We start from the raw sequence: 22,386 nt of genomic DNA, 5'->3' as shown, positions 1-22,386 counted from the left end.
CGATGAGAGTCGCCACCCCCCGCAGCCGCCCGCGCGCGGCTGCCAGCGCCGCCGACTGGCTGGCGAAGCTGCCCGCCACCGGTGCGCTCGACGAGTGGCGCGCCCCGGACCGCAACCTCAGCGCCTCCTGGCAGCGGCTGCTCGCCACGCTGCCGGCACGGCCGCAGGCCTTCGGCGCCGACCTGCAGCGCCGCGCGCAGCAGCTCGCGCAGCACCTGCGCGCCGATGCTATCGCGCACAACGTACACGGTACTGAGCAACCGCTGCCCTGGTCGCTGGAGCTGCTGCCGCTGGTGATGGAGCCCGCGGACTGGGCTGCCATCGAGCGCGGCGTGGCGCAGCGCGCGCAGCTCCTGCAGCTCATTCTGGCCGACGTGTACGGCCGGCAGCAGCTGCTGGAGCACGCGCTGCTGCCGCCGGCGCTGCTGTTCCGCCATCCGGGCTACCTGCGTCCGCTGCACGGCTTCCGGCCGCTGGCCGGGCAGTTCCTGCACGTGGTGGCCTTCGAGCTCGCGCGCGGGCCCGACGGGCGCTGGTGGGTGACGGGGCAGCGCACGCAGTGCCCGGACGGGCTGGGACACGTGCTGCAGCACCGGCTCGTCACCTCAGGGCTGTTTCCCGAGGCCTTCGAGCAGCTGCGCGTGCAGCACATGGCGACGACCTTCCGCAAGCTGCTGCAGTCGCTGCGCGCGCAGGCTTCCATGGCCGCCGGCGACGCCCACCCGCGCCTGGCGCTGCTCACGCCGGGGCCGGACGCGCCGGGCTACTTTGAGCACGCCTACCTGGCGCGCTACCTGGGCCTGCCGCTGGTCGAGGGCGGCGACCTCACGGTGCGCGGCGAGCGGCTGTACCGGAAGATGCTCGAAGGCCTGGCGCCGGTGCACGGGCTGCTGCGCCTGATCGGCGACAACCAGTGCGACCCGCTGGAGCTCGACGAGCACCAGGGCTACTACGGCGTGCCCGGGCTGCTGCAGGTGCTGCGCGCCGGGCGGCTGGCGCTGGCCAACGCGCCGGGCAGCGGTTTCCTGGAGTCGCCGGCGCTGTCGGGCTTCCTGCCCGGCATCGCGCAGGCACTGATGGGCCAGCCGCTGCTGCTGCCCACGCTGGCTTCCTGGTGGTGCGGCGAGGCCGCGGCCTGGGAGGCGGCGAAGCCGCATTTGCCGAAGTTGTGCATGCGCCCCAGCTTCGGGCCCGATGCCGGTGCGCTGCGCCCCGACGCGGGGCGCATCGCGGACGATCCCGACGCCTGGACGCTGCAGGAGCGTCCCGGGCGCTCGCAGGCGCTGCGCTGGCGCGAGGGCCGGCTCGAAGGCGTGCCGGTCGGATTGCGCGTGTACGCGGTGGCCGACGGCGCGGGCAGCTGGCAGGTGCTGCCCGGTGGGCTGGCGCGCGCGGCGGCGGATGCCGAGGCCCCGCTGCTGCCCGGCGTCGGCAGCGCGATGGACCTGTGGGTGCGCACCGACGGCACGGTGGACACCTTCAGCATGCTCACGCGACGCCTGAGCGTGGACGACATCCTGGCGCGGCGCGGCGCGGTGGCCAGCCGCGCCGCCGAGAGCCTGTACTGGCTGGGCCGCTACACCGAGCGCACCGAGCAGGCGCTGCGGCTGGCGCGCGCGGCGCTGCTGCGCACCGCCGGCGCCGAGCTGCCCGCGCCGGTGCAGCGCGCGCTGCGGGCGCTGCTGCAGCGCGCGGGCATGCTGGGCATGAGCGTGTCCTCGCCCTCGCGCACGGTGCTGCGCCGCGCGCTGCTCAAGGGCCTGGCCGACGAGGGCAACGGCCTGGGCTGGCTGCTGGGGGCGCTGTCGCGCGCCGCGGGCAGCCTGCGCGAGCGGCTCTCGCCCGAGCAGTGGGGCCTGATGCGGCGCATGGGGGCGGATCTGCGCTCGGCGCTGCAGCCGCAGGACAAGGCCGCGCCTACCACCACCGAGGTGCTGCGCGCGCTGGACGAGCTGGCGGTGCAGCTGGCCGCCGTCACCGGCGCGCAGACCGACCGCATGACGCGCGACCACGGCTGGCGGCTGCTGGCCGTGGGGCGCCACGTCGAGCGCCTGGTCAGCCACGCCACGCAGTTCGGCGTGCTGCTGCGCGAGGGCGCGCTGGCCGAGGCCGAGGGCAACGCGCTGCTGCTGGAGCTCTACGACAGCACCATCACCTTCCGCGCCCGCTACCAGCGCCACCAGGACCTGCTGGCGCTGGTGGACCTGCTGGTGCTGGACGACAACAACCCGCGCGCCTGGACCTGCATTCTGCGCCGGCTGCGCACCGAGGTGCGCAAGCTGCCCATCGCCGCCGACGTGGCCGACGAGCTGCTCGCCGGGCTGCCCGCGCAGGGGCCGGGGCTGACGCTGCAGGCGCTGCGCGGCCTGGATGACGAGGCGCTGCGCCGCCGCCTGGACGCGCTGGCGACGCAGCTGGCCGACGCCGGCGCGCAGCTCTCCGACGACATCGGCAAGCGCTTCTTCGCCCACGTCGGCGACCCGCTGCAAAAGCCATGACCCCCGATCCCGATTCCGCCGATTCCGTGCCGGGCGCGCCGGCGGACGCACCCGCGCCGATCGCCGAGACCGCGCCGCCTGCCCAGGAGGCCGGGGACGGCCTGCCCGTGGCGGTCGCGGCCGAGGCGCTGGCGCCCGACCTCATCGGCTTCAACACCGCCGCCACCGGCCCGCTCGTCGCCGGGGAGAGCGCCTCGCCCATCGAGCCCGCCGCGCCGGACGAGGCCGAGCTGGGCCTGGCCGTGGAGCACACCACCGAGTACCACTACGGCAGCCCGGTGGAGCTGGCGCAGCACGTGGCCTGGCTGCGCCCGCGCGAGGAGCCGTGGCAGCAGCTGCAGGCCTTCGACCTGCGCATCGAGCCGCCGCCGGACCATGCGCGCGAGGACATCGACCGCCACGGCAACCCGCGGCTGCTGTTCAGCCTGGCGCGCCCGCATGCCGCGCTGCAGGTGCGCGCGCGCAGCCGCGTGCGGCTGCTGCCACGCGCCGCGGCGCTGCGGCCGGAGGCCTCGCGGCCCTGGGAGGCGGTGGCACAGCGGCTGCGCTTCCAGGCCGGGCGGCCGTGGGCGCCGGCGGCGGAGTTCACCGCCTGGTCGCCCTTCGTGCCGCGGCTGGCAGCGCTGCGGGAGGTCGCCGCGCCCAGCTTCGCGCCGGGGCGTCCGCTGGCGCAGGCCGCCATCGAGCTGATGCAGCGCATCCACGACGAGTTCGAGTACCGCAGCGCCAGCACCCAGATCGACACCCCGCTGGCCGAGGTGCTGAAGCGGCGGTGCGGCGTGTGCCAGGACTTCGCGCACGTGCTCGTGGGCGCGCTGCGCGCCATGGGGCTGGCCGCGCGCTACGTCAGCGGCTACCTGCTCACGCGCCCGCCGCCGGGGCGCCCGGCGCTGGTCGGCGCCGATGCCTCGCACGCGTGGGCCGCGGTGTGGTGCCCCGGGGCCTGGGCCGACGAGGACGTGCACGGCGCCTGGCTGGAGCTGGACCCGACCAACCGCGTCGTGCCCGACACCGAGCACCTGCGCGTCGCGGTGGGCCGCGACTTCGGCGACGTCACGCCGCTGAGGGGCGTCATCCGCGGCGGCGGCATGCACTCGCTGAGCGTGCGCGTGCACACCGTGCGCTGGAGCAAGGAGGGGGAAGACCCGGGGGCGGAGACTGGCTGAAACGGCACGGCGCGTGCCGTCCGAGCAGTGTGCAAGGCCATGGGTGAGGCCGTGGCACACAAGTTGCGAAAGCCGTGCAGGAAGGAGCCTGAACGATGAGACCCAGCTTCGACGAGATGCGTCCTCACCCGGACGCCGTTCGCGAGCACTACCGCCGCTTTGCCCAGTGGCTGCAGCGCCAACCGCGCGAGCTCATGGATGCCCGGCGCCAGGAAGCGGAGATGATCTTCCGCCGCGTGGGCATCACCTTCGCCGTCTACGGCGCGCAGGACGACGGCGCCGGCACCGAGCGGCTGATCCCCTTCGACCTGATCCCGCGCGTGATCCCCGGCGCGGAGTGGAAGCGCATGGCGCAGGGCCTGCGCCAGCGCGTCACGGCGCTCAACCGCTTCATCGCCGACGTGTACGGCGAGCAGGAGATTCTCAAGGCCGGCATCGTCCCGGCCGAGCAGGTGCTCAACAACGCGCAGTACCGCCCCGAGATGGCGGGCGTGAAGCTGCCGCACGACATCTGGTCGCACATCGCGGGCATCGACATCGTGCGCGCGGCCAACCCCGACGGCACGGGCACGAACTACGTGCTGGAGGACAACCTGCGCGTGCCCAGCGGCGTGAGCTACATGCTGGAGAACCGCAAGATGATGATGCGGCTCTTCCCCGAGCTCTTCGCCCAGGAGCGCGTGGCGCCGGTGGCGCACTACCCCGACCTGCTGCTGGAGACGCTGCGCTCCGTGGCCCCGGCCGGCGTGGAAGATCCCACCGTGGTGGTGCTCACGCCCGGCATGTACAACTCGGCCTACTTCGAGCACGCCTTCCTGGCGCAGCAGATGGGCGTGGAGCTGGTGCAGGGCACGGACCTGTTCGTGCAGGACGACACGGTGCACATGCGCACCACCCAGGGGCCGCGGCGCGTGGACGTGATCTACCGCCGCATCGACGACGACTTCCTCGACCCGCAGGCCTTCCGCGCCGACAGCGCGCTGGGCTGCGCCGGGCTCATGCGCGCCTACCGCGCCGGGCGCGTGACGCTGTGCAACGCCGTGGGCACGGGCATCGCCGACGACAAGTCCATCTACCCCTACGTGCCCAAGATGGTCGAGTTCTACCTGGGCGAGAAGCCGATCCTGGAGAACGTGCCGACCTGGCAGTGCCGCGAGCAGGAGTCGCTCAAGTACGTGCTGGCGCACCTGGACGAGCTGGTGGTCAAGGAGGTGCACGGCGCCGGCGGCTACGGGATGCTGGTGGGGCCGGCCTCCACCAAGGCCGAGATCGAGGCCTTCCGCGAGAAGGTCGTCGCGCACCCGCAGCACTACATCGCGCAGCCCACGCTGAGCCTGTCCACCTGCCCGACCTACGTGCAGTCGGGCATCGCGCCGCGCCACATCGACCTGCGGCCCTTCGTGCTCAGCGGCGCCAACGGCGTGCAGATGGTGCCCGGCGGCCTCACGCGCGTGGCGCTCAAGGAGGGATCGCTGGTGGTCAACTCTTCGCAGGGCGGGGGCACCAAGGACACCTGGGTGCTCGAGGAATAAGACAAGAAAGGACGCAACGTCATGCTGTCGAGGACCGCGGACCATCTGTTCTGGATGGCCCGCTACATGGAGCGCGCGGAAAACACGGCGCGCATGCTGGACGTCAACCTGCAGACCTCGTTGCTGCCGCAGTCGGCCAACCGCGCCGAGGCCGGCTGGCGCGGGCTGCTGGGCATCTCCGAGCTGGAGGACAACTTCAAGAAGAAGTACGGCGAGGTCAACGCCCACAACGTCATGCACTTCATGGTGCGCGACGAGAACAACTTCTCCAGCATCCTGAACTGCCTGCGCGCGGCGCGCGAGAACGCCCGCGCGGTGCGCGGCGCGCTCACCACCGAGGTCTGGGAGACGCAGAACCAGACCTGGCTGGGCTTTCTCAAGCAGCTCAACAGCGGCGCCTTCGAGCGCGACCCGGCCTCGCTGTTCGACTGGGTCAAGTACCGCTCGCACCTGAGCCGCGGCGTGCGCACCGGCACGATGCTCGAAGACGAGGCGATGTACTTCCTGCGCCTGGGCACCTTCCTGGAGCGCGCGGACAACACCGCGCGGCTGCTGGACGCCAAGCTGCACGCGCTGGGCGGCGCGCTCACGCAGTCGCAGAACGGCAACGGGCACCACGGCCAAGCCCAGAGCCAGGGCCAGGGCCAGCACGAGTCGCAGGAGGTGGACTTCTACTACTGGTCGGCAGTGCTGCGCTCGGTCTCCGCCTTCGAGATCTACCGCCGGGTCTACCGCAACGTGATCCGGCCGGAGAAGGTGGCGGAGCTGCTGATCCTGCGCCCGGACATGCCGCGCTCGCTGCTGGCCTGCCTCAACGGGATCATGGAGCAGCTGCAGCTCGTGGCCAACGACCACAGCCGCGAGACGATGCGCCTGGCCGGCAAGCTGCAGGCGCAGCTGCGCTGGGGAACCATCGAGGAAATCATGGAAGAGGGCCTGCACGAGTACCTGGTCGAGTTCCTGCGCTGCGTGGGCGACCTGGGCGTGGGCATCAGCCAGGACTTCCTGGTGCCGATGGCCGAGGCCTGAAGGCGCGCCGGCGTGACTTATTGCCGCGGGCACCGCCCGCGGCCCGCCGGCCGGCGCCGGCCGCTGCGGCATGCTGGCCGCACTCTCAGTGCGGCTCCCTCGCGGCCAGGGTCCTGCTTGAGTCCCTTGCCGGTGCGTCCAGGGCGCGGCCGGTCCTCCGCAGCCCGTGCAGACGCCTGCCGCCATGACTTCGAGCTTTTCCGCCGCGCCCGGCCGCGGCACCTCCTGCAGCACCGCGCTGCCCTGGGAGGCGCTTTCCGATTTCGCCGCCAAGGTCCGCACGCACTTCTGCAGCGCGGTCCGGGCCGGCGGACCGGCGGAGCAGGGCGGTGAGGCGCCGCCACAGCACAGCGCAGTGCTGCTGGAGCTGGTGCTGGAGGCCTCGCCCGATCCGATCTGGATCAAGGACCTGCAAGGCCGCTTCACGCTGGTCAACTCCGCGGCGGCGGCCGTGCTCGGCCGCTCGCGCCAGGCGCTGGTGGGCCTGCGCGACCGCGACGTGCTGCCCGCAGCCTTTGCCGACAAGCTGGAGGCGGAGGACCTGCGCATCATGCGCAACGGCGAGTCGCTGCGCGTGGAGGAGACGCTGCTGGACGCCGGCCGCGCCGAGCAGCGCGTGTATGCCAGCGTCAAGGTGCCGCTGCGCTCGGCCGAGGGGCACATCGCGGGCATGCTGGGCATTGCCCGCGACGTCACCGAGCACAAGGCCACCGAGCAGGCCCTGGCCGATCTCAACGCCACGCTGGAGTCCCAGGTGCGCGAGCGCACGCAGGCCCTGCAGCAGCTCGCCGCGCGCGAGCAGGCCATCCTCTGCTGCGCCGCCAGCGCCATCGTCACCACCGACCTGCAAGGGCGCATCACGTCCTTCAACCCGGCCGCCGAAGCGCTGTTCGGGCTGCCGGCGGCGCAGGTGCTGGGCCGCCCGGTGCTGCAGCTGCACGACGCGCGCGACCTGCAGGCGCAATTGCCGCAGGCGCTGCCCGCCGATGCAATGCCGGTGCTGCGGCCTATTGCCGAGGCGGACGTCTCGGGCATACCGGTGGGCCAGGGCAGCGAATGGCTGTTCACGCATGCCGACGGCCGGCGCTTTCCCGGGCTGCTGAGCCTGAGCGTGCTGCGCGACGCCGGGCAGCAGCCCATGGGGCTGCTGGGCGTGGTCACGGACCTGAGCGAGCGCAAGGCGCTGGAGGACGAGCTGCGCCGGCGCACCAGCCAGGCCGAGGCCGCCAGCGCGGCCAAGAGCGCCTTCCTGGCCAACATGAGCCACGAGCTGCGCACGCCGCTCAACGCCGTCATCGGGCTGAGCCAGGTGCTGCAGCAGATGGCGCTGCCGCCGCAGGCCCAGGCCTACGTCGGGCACATCGCCGACGCCGGCGCGCACCTGCTGGCGCTGACCAACGACGTGCTGGACCTCTCGCGCATCGAGGCCGGCCAGCTGCGCATCGAGACCGTGGCCTTCGAGCTGCGGCCGCTGCTGGACGAGGTGCTGGCGGCGCTGCAGCCCCAGGCCGAGGCCAAGGGCCTGCGGCTGTCGGCCGAGCTGGCACCGGAGCTGCCGCGCCGCCTGGTGTCCGACCCGCTGCGGCTGCGCCAGATGCTGCTGAACCTGCTGTCCAACGCGGTGAAGTTCACCGACACCGGCGGCGTGACGCTGCGCGCGCGCGTGCTGGTGCCGGGTGGACGCCAGGTGCTGCTGCGCCTGGACGTGGCCGACACCGGCATCGGCATCGACTCGCAGCTGCTGCCGCGCCTGTTCGAGCCCTTCACCCAGGCTGACGCCTCGGTGACGCGGCGCCATGGCGGCTCCGGGCTCGGCCTGTCCACCGTGCAGCGGCTGGTGGACCTGATGGGCGGCACGCTGCTGGTCAGCAGCCAGCCGGGCCAGGGCAGCACCTTCAGCCTGAAGCTGCCCTTCGACGTGGGCTGAGCAGCCACGCAGGCACGGCGTCGTGCCTCGGTTTTCCGTGGTGGCGGCGCGGCACATCCCTGCAAGCACCATGGTTTTTATGCTTCACTTACGTCCGCTTACTTTTGCGCCCGTCAGAGGCGCCTCGAACACCAACAAGGGAGAAGTGAAGTGATCAAGCAACTCGCCGCCGTGGCGGCCGCCCTGGCCCTGTCCGTCCCCGCCATGGCCACGTCCGTCATCTACCAGCAGGACTTCGAGAGCGACGCCAGCGGCTTCAGCGGCGGCAGCGTCGAAGGCAGCCAAGGCTATGCCGGCGTGGGTTTCGGCAGCTCCCTGCTGCGCAGCGACGGCACCGTGACCCTGACGCTGAACCTGGAACAGGCCGTGCAGAACGCCAGGCTGTCGTTGTCGTTGGGCATCCTGGATTCCTGGGACGACGGCTCGCTGGGTTACGGACCGGATCGCTTCCAGGTCAGCCTGGACGGCCGGGCCGCGCCGCTGTTCGACGAGGTTTTCGACAATTTCCAGGGACGCGGGCCGACGACGGCGACCGGCCTGAGCAGCCTGGCGTATGCCCAGGACCTGGGCTTCCGCGTCGTCTTCGGCGATTCCGCCTACAGCCTGGACCTGGCCCTGGGCAACCTGAGCGCCGGCGTTCACACGCTCAGCTTCACGGCCTACGGCCCGGGCTGGCAGGGCGGCGACGACGAGAGCTTCGCCCTGGACAACGTGACCCTCACCACGGGCGCAGCCGTGCCGGAGCCGGGCAGCCTGGCGCTGGCCGGGCTGGGGCTGGGCGCACTGGGCCTGGCGGGGCGCCGTCGCCAGGGCTGAAGCCCCGACCGCGCCTTTCAGCGCGCCGCCGCCACCGCCGCGCCCAGCTCGATCACCGCCAGCGCGTAGTAGCTGGACCAGTTGTAGCGTGTGACCGCGTAGAAGTTCTGCGTGCCGGCCACGTAGCTGGGCTCGGCGTCGCCGTTGTAGAGCTGCACCAGCGCCAGCGGTCCCTGCGCGTCCTGTGCGGCGCGCTCCAGCGCGGCGCCGCGCTCGGCGAACTGCGCCGGCGTGAAGCTGGGCACGATGTCGGGCACCAGCAGCGCGGCGCGGTCGGCCGTGTTGGCCGGCGGCGCCACCGAGAAGTGCGTGGGCAGTCCCGGCTGCCAGCCGTGCGAGGCCAGGTAGTTGGCGACGCTGCCGATGGCATCGGCGGCGCTGCCCATCAGGTTCACGTGGCCGTCGCCGTCGAAGTCCACCGCCAGCTTGTTGACGTTGCTGGGCATGAACTGCGGCAGCCCCACCGCGCCGGCGTAGGAGCCGCGCACGCCCGCGGGCGCCATCCCCTCGCGCCGGGACCACACCAGCAGCTGCGCCAGCTCGTCGCGGAAGAAGCCGCTGCGGTCGCTGCGCCCGCTGGGGAAGTCGAAGGAGAGCGTGGCCAGCGCGTCCAGCACGCGGAAGCCGCCCATGTTGCGGCCGTAGTAGGTCTCCACGCCGATGATGCCCACCACCAGCGACGCGGGCACGCCCCAGCGCTGCTCGGCCTGCGCCAGCCAGCGCTCGTTCTCCTGCCAGAAGCGCAGGCCCGCGGCAATGCGCTGCGGCTCGACGAAGCGGGCGCGGTAGGCGGCCCAGTTCTTCGCCGTGCTGACGGCGGGCGGCATGATCAGCCGGGCCACGCTGGGGAGGTAGCGCGCCTGTTCCAGCTGCTGCTGCACCCAGGCCTCGTCCAGGTCGTACTTCTGCGCCACGTCGGCGGCGAAGCGCATCACGTCCTCGCGGCGGCCGTAGGTGACGACGTCCGGGTCGCCGTCGTTGCGCACGCTGCGCGCGGCGTGCTGCGACTGCGTGCGCTGCCCGGCCGCCTTGGTCTTGGCGGCGGCTTCGGCAGCGTGGGCGGGAACGAGGAAGGATGAGGATGCGAGCAGCGCCGCCACGGCAAGGGCGGCGCGCGAAGGGATACGGCAGGGCATCGGCCGATTATGGCGAGCGCACCGGCGCCTCCGGACCGCCCGGGCTCCCGGCGGCCCACGGGGCCGGCGTGCCCGCGCAGGAAGTCCCACCCGCGGCCACCGCGGCCGCCACCGCGCGCTCGAAACCGCGCTGCCACCGCCGCAGCGCGCGCGCGTCGGCCGTTGCCCCGGGGGCGTAGCGCAGCGCTTCCAGCGCCAGCAGCTGCGCCTCCACCGCCGCGCCGGCCTCGCCCAGCCGCTCGCGCACGCGCCGCGCCAGCGCGCGCGGCGTCTCGTGCGGCGCCCTGGACAGGCCCAGGCGCGCCAGTCCCCGCTCCAGCCGCGGCTGCAGCCGCTGCCAGGGCTCGCGCGGGCGCCGCAGCGTGCGCGCGGCGGCCAGCGCGCCGGCCGCGCCCGCCAGCGCCAGCAGCCCGGCCAGCAGCCGCAGCAGCGTGGGCGTGTCGGGCGCCTCGAAGCCCAGCCGGCGCAGCAGTCGCAGCTGGTCGGCGCGGGCGTACTGCAGCAGGGCGCGGTTCCAGGTGGCGTCGAAGCGGGTCCAGGCGCCACGCCACTGCTGCAGCAGCGTGGGGCTCCAGCGCTGCAGCGCCTGGCTGAGCAGGTCGCCGTCCTCGGCCCGGGTGCCAAGGCGGATGCGGTCCGGCGCCACGGCGGCGGTGGGGTCCACGCGGCGCCAGCCCCGCCCCTCGATCCAGACCTCGGCCCAGGCATGGGCGTGCAGGCTGCGCACGGTCCACCAGCCGTCTTGCGGGAACGCATCGGCGCCCTGGTAGCCGGTGACCACGCGCGCGGGCACGTCCAGCGCGCGCATCACCACCACGAAGGCGGCGGCGAAGTGCTCGCAGAAGCCCTCGCGGCGGTCGATCCAGAACGCGTCCACCGCGTGCGGCCCCGGCGCGCCGCCGGCCGGGGCCAGCGTGTAGCTGAAGCCGCCCTGGCGGATGTGCGCCAGCACCGCCTCCACCAGCGCGGGCGTGCCGGCCTGCGGCAGACGCCGGTGCAGCGCGGTGGCCCATTGCAGCGTGCGCGGGTTGAAGCCCGCGGGCAGCGCCACGTCCTCGCGCAGCGCGGGCGTGGCCTGGGTGGGGCCGAGCTCGTACTCGGGCCAGGCGTGGGCCTGCAGTGTCAGCTCCCCGGCCAGCGGGCGCTGCAGCACCCAGCCGCCCTGGGCGCCAAGCTGTGCCGGCAACTGCAGCGTGTCCACCAGCGGCGAGAAGTCCAGCAGCGGCAGCAGCGGCAGCGGCGAGGGTTGCAATTGCATCTCGTAGGCCACGCCCGGGCCGTTGAGCTGCAGCGGCGGGGGCGGCTCCAGCGAGGGGCGCGGGCGCCAGGTGTGGCCGTCGAAGTCCGACAGCACCGGCCCGCGCCAGTACAGCGCCTCCAGCGGCGGCACGGGGCCGTCGAAGCGCACGCGGAAGGCAATGCGGTCGTCGTGCGCCAGCACCGACATGCCGCCCAGGCTCAGCGACCCCGACAGCCCGGTGCGCGCCAGCGCCGGGGGCGGCGGGCCCCACAGCGGCCCCAGGCGCGGGAACAGCACGAACAGCAGCAGCGCCAGCGGCAGCCCGCGCAGCGCGGCGCCGGCGGCCACGCCCGCGGCCTCGCGCAGCGGCGGGTAGCCCAGCGGCCGGTGCGCCAGCACCAGCATGGTCAGCAGGCCCCAGGCCGACAGCGCCATGGCCAGCGCCAGCAGCGGCGTCTGGGCATAGAGGAAGTTCGTGAGGACGAGGAAGAAGCCGAGGAAGAACACCACCAGCGCGTCGCGCCGGGCGTGCAGCTCCAGCGTCTTGAGCGCCATGAGCAGCGCCAGCAGCGTCACGCCCGCCTCGCGGCCCAGCAGCGTGCCGTGGCTCCAGGCCGTGAGCGCCACGCCCAGCGCCAGCAGGCTCCAGCGCAGCCAGCGTGGGGGCAGGGGCTGGCGCTTGAGCGCGAGCTGGCCGCGCCACAGCAGCGTCGCGGCCACCAGCGCGCCGCACCAGGGCGGCAGCCGCCAGGCGTGCGGCAGCAGCGTCCAGCCGATGACGACGAGGAAGAAGAGCAAGTCGCGGGTGGAGCGGGGCAGGGCGGGTGCGGCGCGCAGCTCCTGCAGGCGGGCGGACCAGGGGAAGGCCATGCGTGCTTTCAGCTCCGCGGCGGGGCCGTGTCTGGCGCCTGCGCCCACAGCGCCAGCGCCTGCAGCAGCCGCTGCCGGTGCGCCGCGCCGGTGCCGGCCGGGATGCGCTGCCCCGGCAGCTCCAGCGCGCAGGGCGCCTCGGCGCGCGCCGCCGCCAGCACCCAGGCCGTCAGGCGTGCCAGCCGCGCCTCGGTGTCGCCGCCGCCGCTGTCCTGCCAGCGCAGGCACAGCGGCGCGGGGGCGCCGGCCTGGCGCTCGCGTGTGACCAGCTCGCCGTGGTGCGCGCTCTTCTTCCACAGCAGCTCGTGCGGCGGGTCGCCGCGGCGGTAGGGGCGCACGCCGGCGAAGTCGCCGTCCTCCTCGCGCGCCGGGCGCGGCACGCCGCCGGGACGGGGCTCGGCACGCGGCAGCGGCGGCGCGTGGACCTCCGGCGCGGGCCAGGCCAGCGGCGTGGCCGCCGGCTGCCACAGCGTCCAGGCGCGGAAGAGGCCGAAGGGATAGCTGGTCTGCACGCGCAGCGGGGGCAGCGCGTGGAGGCCGCGCGCCGGGGGCGTCCACTGCAGCTCCACCACGGCGTGTCCCTCGGCCGGCACGTCCACCCAGGCCGCGCGCGTGCGGGCGTCGTCCCACACCAGCGCGATGCCGTGGCGCGCCGGCCCGGCGTTGAGGCATTCCACCTGCAGCGCCAGCGGCTGCCCGGCGAAGCCCGGCATGGGCTCGCGCAGTTGCAGTTGCAGCCCGCGCAGCGTGCGGTGCGTCTGCAGCATGGAGGCGAAGGCCGTGCCGCCGAGCACGAAGGCCAGCAGGTAGCCCAGCGAGAGCTGCAGGTTGATGGCCGCCAGCAGCATCAGCGCCAGCACGGCGCCGAACACCCAGCCCGCGCCGGTGGGCAGGATGTAGAGCGTGCGCTGCCCGATCACCCAGCGCGCGCTGCGCGGGTGGCGGCGCAGGAGCCAGCGCTGGAACGGGGCACGCATGCGCAGCCGCGGGCTCAGGGCAGCGCCACCGCTTCGACCATCGCGCGCACCTGCGCTGCGCGTCCGCGCCCGCTGTCGGCCGCGACCTGCAGCCGGTGCGCCAGCACCTGCACCGCCATGGACTGCAGGTCGTCGGGGGCCACGTAGTCGCGCCCGTGCAGCAGGGCGCGCGCGCGCGCGGCGCGCAGCCAGGCGATGCCCGCGCGCGGGCTCAGCCCCTGGCTGAACCAGCGCCCGTCGCGCGTGGCGGCGATGAGCGCCTGCAGGTAGTCCAGCAGCGCGTCCGAGGCGTGCACGCGCAGCACCGCCTGCTGCGCCGCCAGCAGGCCTTCGGGCGTCATCACCGGCTCCAGCCGCGCGATGGTGCCGCGGCGGTCCTCGCCGGCCAGCAGCGCGCGCTCGCTGGCGCGGTCGGGGTAGCCCAGCGTCAGGCACATCAGGAAGCGGTCGAGCTGGCTCTCGGGCAGCGGGAAGGTGCCGAGCTGGTCGCCGGGGTTCTGCGTGGCGATGACGAAGAAGGGCGATGGAAGCGCGCGCGTCTGGCCCTCGATGGAGACCTGCTGCTCCTCCATCGCCTCCAGCAGCGCGCTTTGCGTGCGCGGGCCGGCGCGGTTGATCTCGTCGGCCAGCAGCACCTGCGTGAACACCGGCCCCGGATGGAAGACGAACTGCTCGCGGCTGCGCTCGTACACGCCCACGCCCAGCAGGTCGCTGGGCAGCAGGTCGGCGGTGAACTGCGCCCGCGTGAAGCGCAGCCCCAGCGACATGGCCAGCGCGTGCGCCAGCGTGGTCTTGCCCACGCCGGGCAGATCCTCGATGAGCAGGTGCCCGCCGGCGAGCAGGCAGGCGACGCAGTCCTCGATCTGCGCGTGCTTGCCCACCACCACGGCGCCGATCTGTTCCACAAGCCTTTGAAGGGGTTCCGCAGGGCGCGCATTCATGGGGTCACCTTAAATCACAATCGGCCTTGCCATGACGACCGCCTACTACAGCCACCCCGCGTGCCGTGCGCACGACATGGGCGCGGGACATCCGGAGTGTCCGCAGCGGCTCGATGCCATCGCGGACCACCTGCGTGCCACCGGCCTGGACATCGCGCTCGATTGGCGCGAGGCGCCACCGGCCACCGTCGCCGACCTGGAGCTCGCGCACAGCGCGCACTACGTGCTGGAGATGCAGGACCTGCTGCAGCGCCTGCGCGACCAGGGCGAGCGCCGCGCGCTGGACCCCGACACCTACGCCTGCCCGGCCACCTGGGACGCGGCGCTGCGCGCCGCAGGCGCCGCGGTGGCCGCCACCGACGCGGTGATCGACGGCCAGGCCGGCAACGCCTTCTGCGCCGTGCGCCCGCCCGGGCACCACGCCACGCGCGACGCCGCCATGGGCTTCTGCTTCTTCAACAACGTGGCGGTGGCCGCGCGCCACGCGCTGGACGTGCGCGGGCTCCAGCGCGTGGCGATCGTCGATTTCGACGTGCACCACGGCAACGGCACCGAGGACATCGTCGCCGGCGACGACCGGGTGCTGATGCTGAGCTTCTTCCAGCACCCGCTGTATCCGGGCAGCGGCGCGGTGCCGCTGGGCACCAACATGGTCAACGTGCCGGTGCCGCCGTACACGCGCGGCCCCGAGGTGCGCGAGCTGATCGAGGCGATGTGGATGCAGCGGCTGGAGGAGTTCAAGCCGCAGATGGTCTTCTTCTCCGCCGGCTTCGACGCGCACCGCGACGACGACCTGGGCCAGCTCGGCCTGGTGGAGGCCGACTACGCCTGGATCACGCAGCGCATCAAGGACGTGGCCGAGCGCCATGCCGGCGGGCGCATCGTCTCCTGCCTGGAAGGCGGCTACGACCTGGGCGCCCTGGCGCGCAGCGTGGCGGCGCACCTGCGCGTGCTGGCCGACCTGACGCCCTGAGCCCGCCGGGGCGCGCGCCACGCGGCACGCGCTCCGGGCCTGTCCGGACATGAATGGAACGGACCACGGCGCCGCCGGCACCGTGGCCGGGGCGTCCTTTGGGGACGCCTTGATGAAGAACGAGGGGAAGCATGACTCCGACCAACCTGCAGGCGCTGCTGGCGTCGCTGACGCAGCGTGGCCTGCTCATCGAGCTGGGCACGCTGGCGGCATGCCTGGGCCTGGCCTGGACCGTGACGTGGCTGCTGGGCCGGCGCAGCGCCGGCTCCAAGAGCGTATGGCTGGGCGACCACGTCGTGGACGGCGTGCTGTTCCCGGCGCTGGCGCTGGCGGGCGTGTTCGCCGCGCGCTGGGGGCTGCACGTGGGCGGACTGCTGCCACGCCCGGTGCTGCTGCAGCTGGCGGTGCCGGTGCTGGCGTCGCTGCTGATCATCCGGCTGGGCGTGCGGGTGCTGCAGGTGGCGTTTCCGCGCTCACAGCTGGTGCGGGTGGTGGAGCGCACGCTGTCGTGGCTGGTGTGGATCGGGCTGGTGCTGTGGCTCACCGGCGCGCTGCCGCTGCTGCTGGAGGAGATGGAGCAGATCCACTGGAAGGTGGGCGGCGGCAGCGTCTCGCTGCGCAGCCTGGTGGAGGGGGCGCTGTCCTCGGTGGTGGTGATGGTGCTGGCGCTGTGGCTGTCCTCGGCCATCGAGACGCGGCTGCTCTCCGGCACCGCTGAGCCGGGCTTCGGCGGCAACCTGTCGCTGCGCAAGATCGCCGCCAACGTCACGCGCGCGCTGCTGCTGCTGGTGGGCTTGCTGCTGGCGCTGTCGGCCGCGGGCATTCCGCTGGGGGCGCTGTCGGTGTTCAGCGGCGCGCTGGGCGTGGGCATCGGCTTCGGCCTGCAGAAGCTGGCCTCCAACTACGTCTCGGGCTTCGTGATCCTGGCCGAGCGCAGCTTGCGCATCGGCGACGTGGTGAAGGTGGACAACTTCGAGGGCCGCATCACCGACATCAACACCCGCTTCACCGTGGTGCGCGCGCTCAACGGGCGCGAGTCGATCGTGCCCAACGAGCTGCTGATCACGCAGCGGGTGGAGAACCTGACGCTCTCCGACCCGCGCGTGGTGCTGACGAGCACGGTGCAGGTGGCCTACGGCACCGACCTGGACGCGCTGATCCCGCGCCTGGTCGAGGTGGTGCGTGCAGTGCCACGGGTGCTGTCCGAGCCGGGGCCGGCGGTGCTGCTGTCGAGCTTCGCCGCCGATGGCTTGGAACTGACGGTGTCGTACTGGATTGGCGACCCGGAAAACGGCCTGGGCGGCGTGCGCAGCGACGTCAACCGCGCGCTGCTGCGCGAGCTGCAGACGCTGCACATCGACATCCCCTTCCCGCAGCGCGTGGTGCAGGTGCAGGCGGCGCCGGGGGCGGAAGCCGTGGCGCAGCTGCTGCACCCGGGCGCGCCGGCACCGGCCCAGTCCCCGGTGCCGCAGGGCCTGCCGGCGGCCGCGGCTGTCGGGCCGCAGTCGTCCGGCACGCCGTCCTGAAGCGCAGACCAGGCGGGCTTTGTCCCGCTTTTCAGGCCATGGTGGTTGGGCGCCTGCCTCCAGAATGCGGGCGCGCTGTCGCCCACCGGGGCCGCTGCGGCGCAACTTCGCCACCTGCACTCCACCACCATGAAGAAACTGCTGATCGCGGCCGCGCTGGCCGCGGCTTCCTCCGCCTTTGCCGGCGATTTCTATACCGGTATCGGCCTTCCGGGCCTGCAGTTCGGCTATGCGCAGCCGGTGTCCGAGAGCCTGGTGCTGCGCGCTGACGTCTCGACCCTGGGCCACCACAGCCGCAGCCGTACCGAAGACAACCTGAACTACGACGCCAAGATCAAGGCCGACCGCCTGGGCCTGTTTGCCGACTGGTACTTCGCCGGCAACTGGCGCGCCGTCGGCGGCCTGACCTTCACCAATGCCCGGGCCGACTTGCGCGGCAGCGGCAACGGCGCCACCATCACCATCGGCAACACCACCTACACGGCCGGCCCCAATGAGGGCTTCGACGTGGCGGTGAAGTTCCCGCGCACCATGCCCTACCTGGGCATCGGTTACGGACGGGGGCCGAAGGCGGAGAAGGGCTGGAGCCTGGCCTTCGACCTGGGCGTGGCCATCGGCAAGCCCAAGGTCAGCGGCTCGGTGCGCGGTACGCTGCTGTCGAGCCAGGTGTCGCAGGCCGACATCGACCGCGAGCTGGCTGAGATCCGCGACGACGCCGACAGCATCAAGGGCATCCCGCAGCTGAGCCTGGCGGTGAACTACCGCTTCTGAGCCGAAGCGGCTGGCGCGCTCCTGGCGGGCGCGCGGGATGAAAAAACGGCGCCCGAGGGCGCCGTTTCCGCTTCAGTGCGAGGGGGAGCCCAGGGCTCAGGCCACCGCGACGGGGATCTTGCCGATCTTGGCCTGCCACTCGGCGGGGCCGGTCTGGTGCACGCTGGTGCCGGTGGCGTCCACGGCCACGGTCACGGGCATGTCCTTGACGTCGAACTCGTAGATGGCTTCCATGCCCAGGTCGGCGAAGCCCACCACCTTGGCCGACTTGATGGCCTTGGAGACCAGGTAGGCGGCGCCGCCCACGGCCATGAGGTAGGCGCTCTGGTGCTTGCGGATGGCCTCGATGGCGGCGGGGCCGCGCTCGGCCTTGCCCACCATGGAGATCAGCCCGGTGTTGGCCAGCATCATCTCGGTGAACTTGTCCATGCGCGTGGCCGTCGTCGGGCCGGCCGGGCCCACCACCTCGTCACGCACCGGGTCGACCGGGCCGACGTAGTAGATGACGCGGTTGGTGAAGTCCACCGGCAGCGGCTCGCCCTTGGCCAGCATGTCCTGGATGCGCTTGTGCGCGGCGTCGCGGCCGGTGAGCATCTTGCCGTTGAGCAGCAGCGTGTCGCCGGGCTTCCAGCTGGCCACTTCTTCCTTGGTCAGCGTGTCGAGGTTGACCTGCTTGCTCTTGTTGTAGTCGGGCGCCCAGGCGACGTCGGGCCACAGGTCCAGGCTCGGCGGCTCCAGGTAGGCCGGGCCCGAGCCGTCGAGCACGAAGTGCGCGTGGCGCGTGGCAGCGCAGTTGGGGATCATCGCCACGGGCTTGGAAGCGGCGTGGGTCGGGTAGGTCTTGATCTTGATGTCCAGCACCGTGGTCAGGCCGCCCAGGCCCTGCGCGCCGATGCCCAGCGCGTTGACCTTCTCGAACAGCTCCAGGCGCAGCTCTTCGAGCTTGTTCTGCGGGCCGCGCTGCTGCAGCTCGTACATGTCGATGTCTTCCATCAGCGCTTCCTTGGCCAGCAGCATGGCCTTCTCGGCCGTGCCGCCCACGCCGATGCCCAGCATGCCCGGCGGGCACCAGCCCGCGCCCATCAGCGGCACGGTCTTGAGCACCCAGTCCACCAAGTTGTCGCTGGGGTTCATCATCACGAACTTGGTCTTGTTCTCGCTGCCGCCGCCCTTGGCGGCGACGGTGACGTCGATCGTGTTGCCCGGCACCACCGTCATGTGGACCACGGCGGGCGTGTTGTCCTTGGTGTTCTTGCGGGCGAAGATCGGGTCGTCCAGCACCGAGGCGCGCAGCACGTTGTCCGGGTTCAGGTAGCCGCGGCGCACGCCTTCGTTGACGGCGTCCTCGATCGAGCCGGTGAAGCCTTCGAGCTTCACGTCCATGCCGATCTTGAGGAACACGTTGACGATGCCGGTGTCCTGGCAGATCGGGCGCCGTCCCTCGGCCGACATCTTGGAGTTGGTCAGGATCTGCGCGATGGCGTCCTTGGCCGCGGGGCTTTCCTCGCGTTCGTAGGCGCGGGCGAGGTGGGCGATGTAGTCAGCGGGGTGGTAGTAGCTGATGTACTGCAGCGCGGCGGCGACGCTGTCGATCAGGTCACTCTGCTTGATGATCGTGGTCATGGAGCACCGGGGGAGGGTTGAGGCAAACCCGTCAAGTTTAGCGGCGCACCTGAGGAGAGCCTGACGGCGGGTCGTCGCGGTCGTTGCAGGCTCCACGGCATGCGCCGGCGCGTGTCCGCTGGCGGACTCGCCGCGGCCGGGAGGCCGCGGGCTGGAATCGGGCTCAGTGCTTGCTGCTGGACAGCAGCCGGTCCGTCATGGCGATGGCCATGGCCGAGAGGAGGAAAGCCACGTGGATGACGGTCTGCCACATCAGCACCTTCTCGCTGTAGTTCTCGGCGTTGATGAAGGTCTTGAGCAGGTGGATGGAGCTGATGCCGATGATGGCCGTGGCCAGCTTGACCTTGAGCACCGAGGCGTTGACGTGGCTGAGCCACTCGGGCTGGTCGGGGTGGCCTTCGAGGTTCATGCGCGAGACGAAGGTCTCGTAGCCGCCGACGATGACCATGATCAGCAGGTTGGAGATCATCACCACGTCGATGAGGCCCAGCACCACCAGCATGATGACCGTCTCGTTGAGCTTGGGCTCCCAATCGGGTCCGGCCTTGTAGCCGATGCTCTTGACCAGGATCTCCAGGGCATGGGTATCACCCAGCGCGGCCTGTACCAGGTGCATGAGCTCCACCCAGAAATGGAACACGTACACGCCTTGCGCCAGGATCAGGCCCAGGTACAGCGGCAGCTGCAGCCACCGGCTGGCGAAGATCATGTTGGGCAGGGGACGCATGCGCGCCTGGGTCGGGTCTTGGATCGAGGGCATGAGGAAAATTCACTTGTGCAACGCAGCATTCTAGGGTTCTCCCTTGCTGCGCCGCAGCAAGAAGTAAGCCCTTCGTCAGGCGCTTTGGACACAGTGGATTCGTGCGCCCGATCAATGACCTTTGTCACGGGCATCGAACATTGCCAATGCAGGAACGCAGGAGACATCCATGAGCGAAGCCGACACCAAGCTGTATCAACCCGATGCCGAGACGGCGAAGAGCGCCTACGTCGCGGGCATGGAGGCTTACCAGGCGCTGGTGGCCGAGGCGGAGGCTGACTACGAGGGTTACTGGGGCCGGCTGGCCAAGGAACTGCTGAGCTGGAAGCAGCCGTTCACGCAAGTGCTCGACAGCTCCAACGCGCCGTTCTTCAAGTGGTTTGCCGACGGCAAGCTCAACGCCTCCTACAACTGCCTGGACCGCAACGTCGAGAACGGCAAGGGCGACAAGACCGCCATCATCTTCGAGGCCGACGGCGGCGAGGTCACGAAGGTGACCTACAAGGACCTGCTGGAGCGTACCTGCCGCCTGGCCAACGCGCTCAAGGCGCAGGGCGTGAAGAAGGGCGACCGCGTCGTCATCTACATCGCCATGTCCATCGACGGCGTGGCCGCCATGCAGGCCTGCGCGCGCATCGGTGCGACGCACTCGGTGGTGTTCGGCGGCTTCTCGGCGCAGTCGCTGCGTGACCGCATCGAGGACACCGGCGCCAAGCTGATCATCACGGCCGACCACCAGGTGCGCGGCGGCAAGCAGCTGCCCCTGAAGGCCATCGTGGACGAGGCCCTGTCGCTGGGCGGCTGCGATTCGGTTCAGAAGGTGCTGGTGGTCAAGCGCAGCGGCGCCGGCGTGGCCATGACCGAGGGCCGCGACGTCTGGATGGACGAGGCCCTGGCCGGCCAGGACGCGGTGTGCGAGCCCGAGTGGGTCGAGGCCGAGCACCCGCTGTTCCTGCTCTACACATCCGGCTCCACCGGCAAGCCCAAGGGCGTGCAGCACTCCACCGGCGGCTACCTGCTGCACGCGGCGCTGACCACCAAGTGGACCTTCGACCTCAAGGATGACGACGTGTTCTGGTGCACGGCCGACATCGGCTGGGTCACGGGCCACACCTACATCACCTATGGCCCGCTGGCGCTGGGCGGCACGGAGATCGTGTTCGAGGGCGTGCCCACCTACCCGGACGCCGGCCGCTTCTGGAAGATGATCCAGGACCACAAGGTCACCGTCTTCTACACGGCGCCCACGGCCATCCGCTCGCTGATCAAGGCCGCCGAGAGCAACGAGGCCGTGCATCCGAAGAGCTACGACCTGAGCTCGCTGCGCATCCTGGGCTCGGTGGGCGAGCCCATCAACCCGGCCGCCTGGGAGTGGTACCACCAGCACGTGGGCGGCGGCCGCTGCCCGATCGTGGACACCTTCTGGCAGACCGAGACCGGCGGCCACATGATCACGCCGCTGCCGGGCGCCACGCCGCTGGTGCCGGGCTCGTGCACGCTGCCCTTCCCGGGCATCCAGGCCGCGGTGGTGGACGAGACGGGCAAGGAAGTGCCCTGGGGCCAGGGCGGCATCCTGGTGGTCAAGAAGCCCTGGCCGTCGATGATCCGCACCATCTGGGGCGACCCCGAGCGCTTCAAGAAGAGCTACTACCCCGAGGACTTTAAGGGCCAGCTCTACCTGGCCGGCGACGGCGCGATCCGCGACGCCAAGACGGGCTACTTCACCATCACCGGCCGCATCGACGACGTGCTCAACGTCTCCGGCCACCGCATGGGCACGATGGAGATCGAGTCCGCGCTGGTGAGCTGCACCGAGCTGGTGGCCGAGGCCGCCGTGGTGGGCCGTCCCGACGACACCACCGGCGAGGCCATCTGCGCCTTCGTGGTCCTGAAGCGTCCGCGTCCCTCGGGCGACGAGGCCAAGGCCATCGCCAAGCAGCTGCGCGACCACATCGCCAAGGAGATCGGCCCGATCGCCAAGCCCAAGGACATCCGCTTCGGCGACAACCTGCCCAAGACCCGCAGCGGCAAGATCATGCGCCGCCTGCTGCGCTCGGTGGCCAAGAACGAGGCCGTCACGCAGGACACCTCCACGCTGGAGAACCCGGCCATCCTGGACCAGCTCGGTCAGGCCTACTGAGCCGGCTGACCGGCCCCGGCCGGTTGCGTGAGCAACCGGCTGTGGCAGCACCAGCGAAAAAGCCCCGCATCGCGGGGCTTTTTTATTGGGTCGCCGGGCCGGAAGCCAAAAAAAGCTAGGACGGCAGAACTTGCTGAACGTTGAATCCTCCAAGAGAGATCGTTTGCTGCCACGCGGAGGTGTGCGATGGCGCGACTTTCTTGCAGAGGTGTGCCGCAGCGGGTCCAACTGCTGTCGGTGTTGAGGCAGCAATGCCCGGCGTGCGCTGAGTCGCTGCACTGGCGCTACGAGAACCGCCGCACGGTGGTGACGCTGGGCGGCATGCTGGGACTGCGCATGCGGATCTCACGCTGCGAGAACGTGTCGTGCGAGCGCTACCACCAGCCCTACCGCCCCGAGGCTGAAGGAGCGCTGGTGCTGCCCCAGCATGAGTTCGGGCTGGACGTGCTGGCGCTGGTGGG

General features: G+C 71.8%; 16 protein-coding genes and 1 pseudogene. 11 read left to right on the top strand and 6 right to left on the bottom strand.

Annotated features, from left to right (window positions below):
• Window positions 1–2 precede the first annotated feature (2 nt).
• The 6 genes from H537_RS42050 to H537_RS0109310 all read left to right on the top strand — a co-directional run bounded on the left by H537_RS42050 (window position 3) and on the right by H537_RS0109310 (window position 8,968).
• Window positions 3–2,498 carry a circularly permuted type 2 ATP-grasp protein gene (locus H537_RS42050; RefSeq protein WP_051242249.1) on the top strand — a complete coding sequence of 832 codons (2,496 nt, stop codon included), beginning with the start codon at window positions 3–5 and terminating at the stop codon, window positions 2,496–2,498.
• Window positions 2,495–3,664 (top strand): transglutaminase family protein, encoded by a 1,170-nt coding sequence (locus H537_RS42045; protein WP_084150550.1) that lies wholly within the window; start codon window positions 2,495–2,497, stop codon window positions 3,662–3,664. Before H537_RS42050 ends, H537_RS42045 begins: the two co-directional genes overlap by 4 nt.
• A gap of 95 nt (window positions 3,665–3,759) precedes the next feature.
• Window positions 3,760–5,196 (top strand): circularly permuted type 2 ATP-grasp protein, encoded by a 1,437-nt coding sequence (locus H537_RS0109325; RefSeq protein ID WP_028997700.1) that lies wholly within the window; start codon window positions 3,760–3,762, stop codon window positions 5,194–5,196.
• Window positions 5,197–5,217: 21 nt separating this feature from the next.
• Window positions 5,218–6,225: an alpha-E domain-containing protein gene (locus H537_RS0109320; RefSeq protein WP_028997699.1), complete on the top strand. Its 1,008-nt coding sequence runs from the start codon at window positions 5,218–5,220 to the stop codon at window positions 6,223–6,225.
• Window positions 6,226–6,409: 184 nt separating this feature from the next.
• Entirely contained in the window at window positions 6,410–8,152 is a 1,743-nt protein-coding gene (locus H537_RS42040) for a PAS domain-containing sensor histidine kinase (protein ID WP_028997698.1), read from the top strand.
• Window positions 8,153–8,302: 150 nt separating this feature from the next.
• Complete coding sequence (locus H537_RS0109310; protein ID WP_028997697.1) at window positions 8,303–8,968, top strand: PEP-CTERM sorting domain-containing protein; 666 nt, start codon at window positions 8,303–8,305, stop codon at window positions 8,966–8,968.
• Between the two features lie 17 nt (window positions 8,969–8,985).
• On the opposite strand, the gene mltB is transcribed toward H537_RS0109310, so the two are convergent.
• Genes mltB through H537_RS0109290 form a run of 4 tightly spaced genes read right to left on the bottom strand, consistent with a single transcriptional unit; the run spans window position 8,986 to window position 14,132 of the window.
• Window positions 8,986–10,104 (bottom strand): lytic murein transglycosylase B, encoded by a 1,119-nt coding sequence (gene mltB / locus H537_RS0109305; RefSeq protein ID WP_051242247.1) that lies wholly within the window; start codon window positions 10,102–10,104, stop codon window positions 8,986–8,988.
• A 7-nt stretch (window positions 10,105–10,111) separates the two neighbouring features.
• Entirely contained in the window at window positions 10,112–12,214 is a 2,103-nt protein-coding gene (locus H537_RS42035; RefSeq protein WP_156901568.1) for a transglutaminase TgpA family protein, read from the bottom strand.
• Between the two features lie 8 nt (window positions 12,215–12,222).
• The gene (locus tag H537_RS42030; protein WP_051242245.1) at window positions 12,223–13,191 is read right to left on the bottom strand and encodes a DUF58 domain-containing protein; all 969 of its coding nucleotides are present in this window, start codon (window positions 13,189–13,191) and stop codon (window positions 12,223–12,225) included.
• A 14-nt stretch (window positions 13,192–13,205) separates the two neighbouring features.
• The gene (locus tag H537_RS0109290) at window positions 13,206–14,132 is read right to left on the bottom strand and encodes an AAA family ATPase (RefSeq protein ID WP_028997695.1); all 927 of its coding nucleotides are present in this window, start codon (window positions 14,130–14,132) and stop codon (window positions 13,206–13,208) included.
• Window positions 14,133–14,163: 31 nt separating this feature from the next.
• Here H537_RS0109290 and H537_RS0109285 point away from each other — a divergent pair, with 31 nt between their 5' ends.
• From H537_RS0109285 to H537_RS0109275, 3 genes are all read left to right on the top strand, one after another.
• On the top strand, window positions 14,164–15,105 hold the full coding sequence (locus tag H537_RS0109285) for a histone deacetylase family protein (protein ID WP_028997694.1): 942 nt from the start codon (window positions 14,164–14,166) through the stop codon (window positions 15,103–15,105).
• Window positions 15,106–15,236: 131 nt separating this feature from the next.
• Window positions 15,237–16,631, top strand: coding sequence for a mechanosensitive ion channel family protein (locus H537_RS42025; RefSeq protein WP_064735935.1), 1,395 nt, complete (start codon window positions 15,237–15,239; stop codon window positions 16,629–16,631).
• A 129-nt stretch (window positions 16,632–16,760) separates the two neighbouring features.
• Window positions 16,761–17,402 carry a hypothetical protein gene (locus H537_RS0109275; protein ID WP_028997693.1) on the top strand — a complete coding sequence of 214 codons (642 nt, stop codon included), beginning with the start codon at window positions 16,761–16,763 and terminating at the stop codon, window positions 17,400–17,402.
• A 96-nt stretch (window positions 17,403–17,498) separates the two neighbouring features.
• Here the strand turns inward: H537_RS0109275 and H537_RS0109270 are convergent, their stop codons facing one another.
• Both H537_RS0109270 and H537_RS0109265 read right to left on the bottom strand, forming a co-directional pair.
• Window positions 17,499–19,025 carry a fumarate hydratase gene (locus tag H537_RS0109270; RefSeq protein WP_028997692.1) on the bottom strand — a complete coding sequence of 509 codons (1,527 nt, stop codon included), beginning with the start codon at window positions 19,023–19,025 and terminating at the stop codon, window positions 17,499–17,501.
• A gap of 163 nt (window positions 19,026–19,188) precedes the next feature.
• Complete coding sequence (locus H537_RS0109265) at window positions 19,189–19,785, bottom strand: TIGR00645 family protein (protein ID WP_028997691.1); 597 nt, start codon at window positions 19,783–19,785, stop codon at window positions 19,189–19,191.
• 169 nt (window positions 19,786–19,954) lie between these two features.
• Between H537_RS0109265 and acs the strand changes: the two genes are divergently transcribed.
• Both acs and H537_RS0109255 read left to right on the top strand, forming a co-directional pair.
• Window positions 19,955–21,925: an acetate--CoA ligase gene (acs, locus tag H537_RS0109260; RefSeq protein WP_028997690.1), complete on the top strand. Its 1,971-nt coding sequence runs from the start codon at window positions 19,955–19,957 to the stop codon at window positions 21,923–21,925.
• 186 nt (window positions 21,926–22,111) lie between these two features.
• A pseudogene (locus tag H537_RS0109255) lies at window positions 22,112–22,386 on the top strand (ISNCY family transposase); the annotation flags it as partial.

It is taken from the genome of Azohydromonas australica DSM 1124 (assembly GCF_000430725.1).
GTDB lineage: Bacteria > Pseudomonadota > Gammaproteobacteria > Burkholderiales > Burkholderiaceae_C > Azohydromonas > Azohydromonas australica.
The sequence above is the reverse complement of the archived record's forward strand: the minus strand, read 5'-3'. Positions and strand labels throughout refer to the sequence as shown.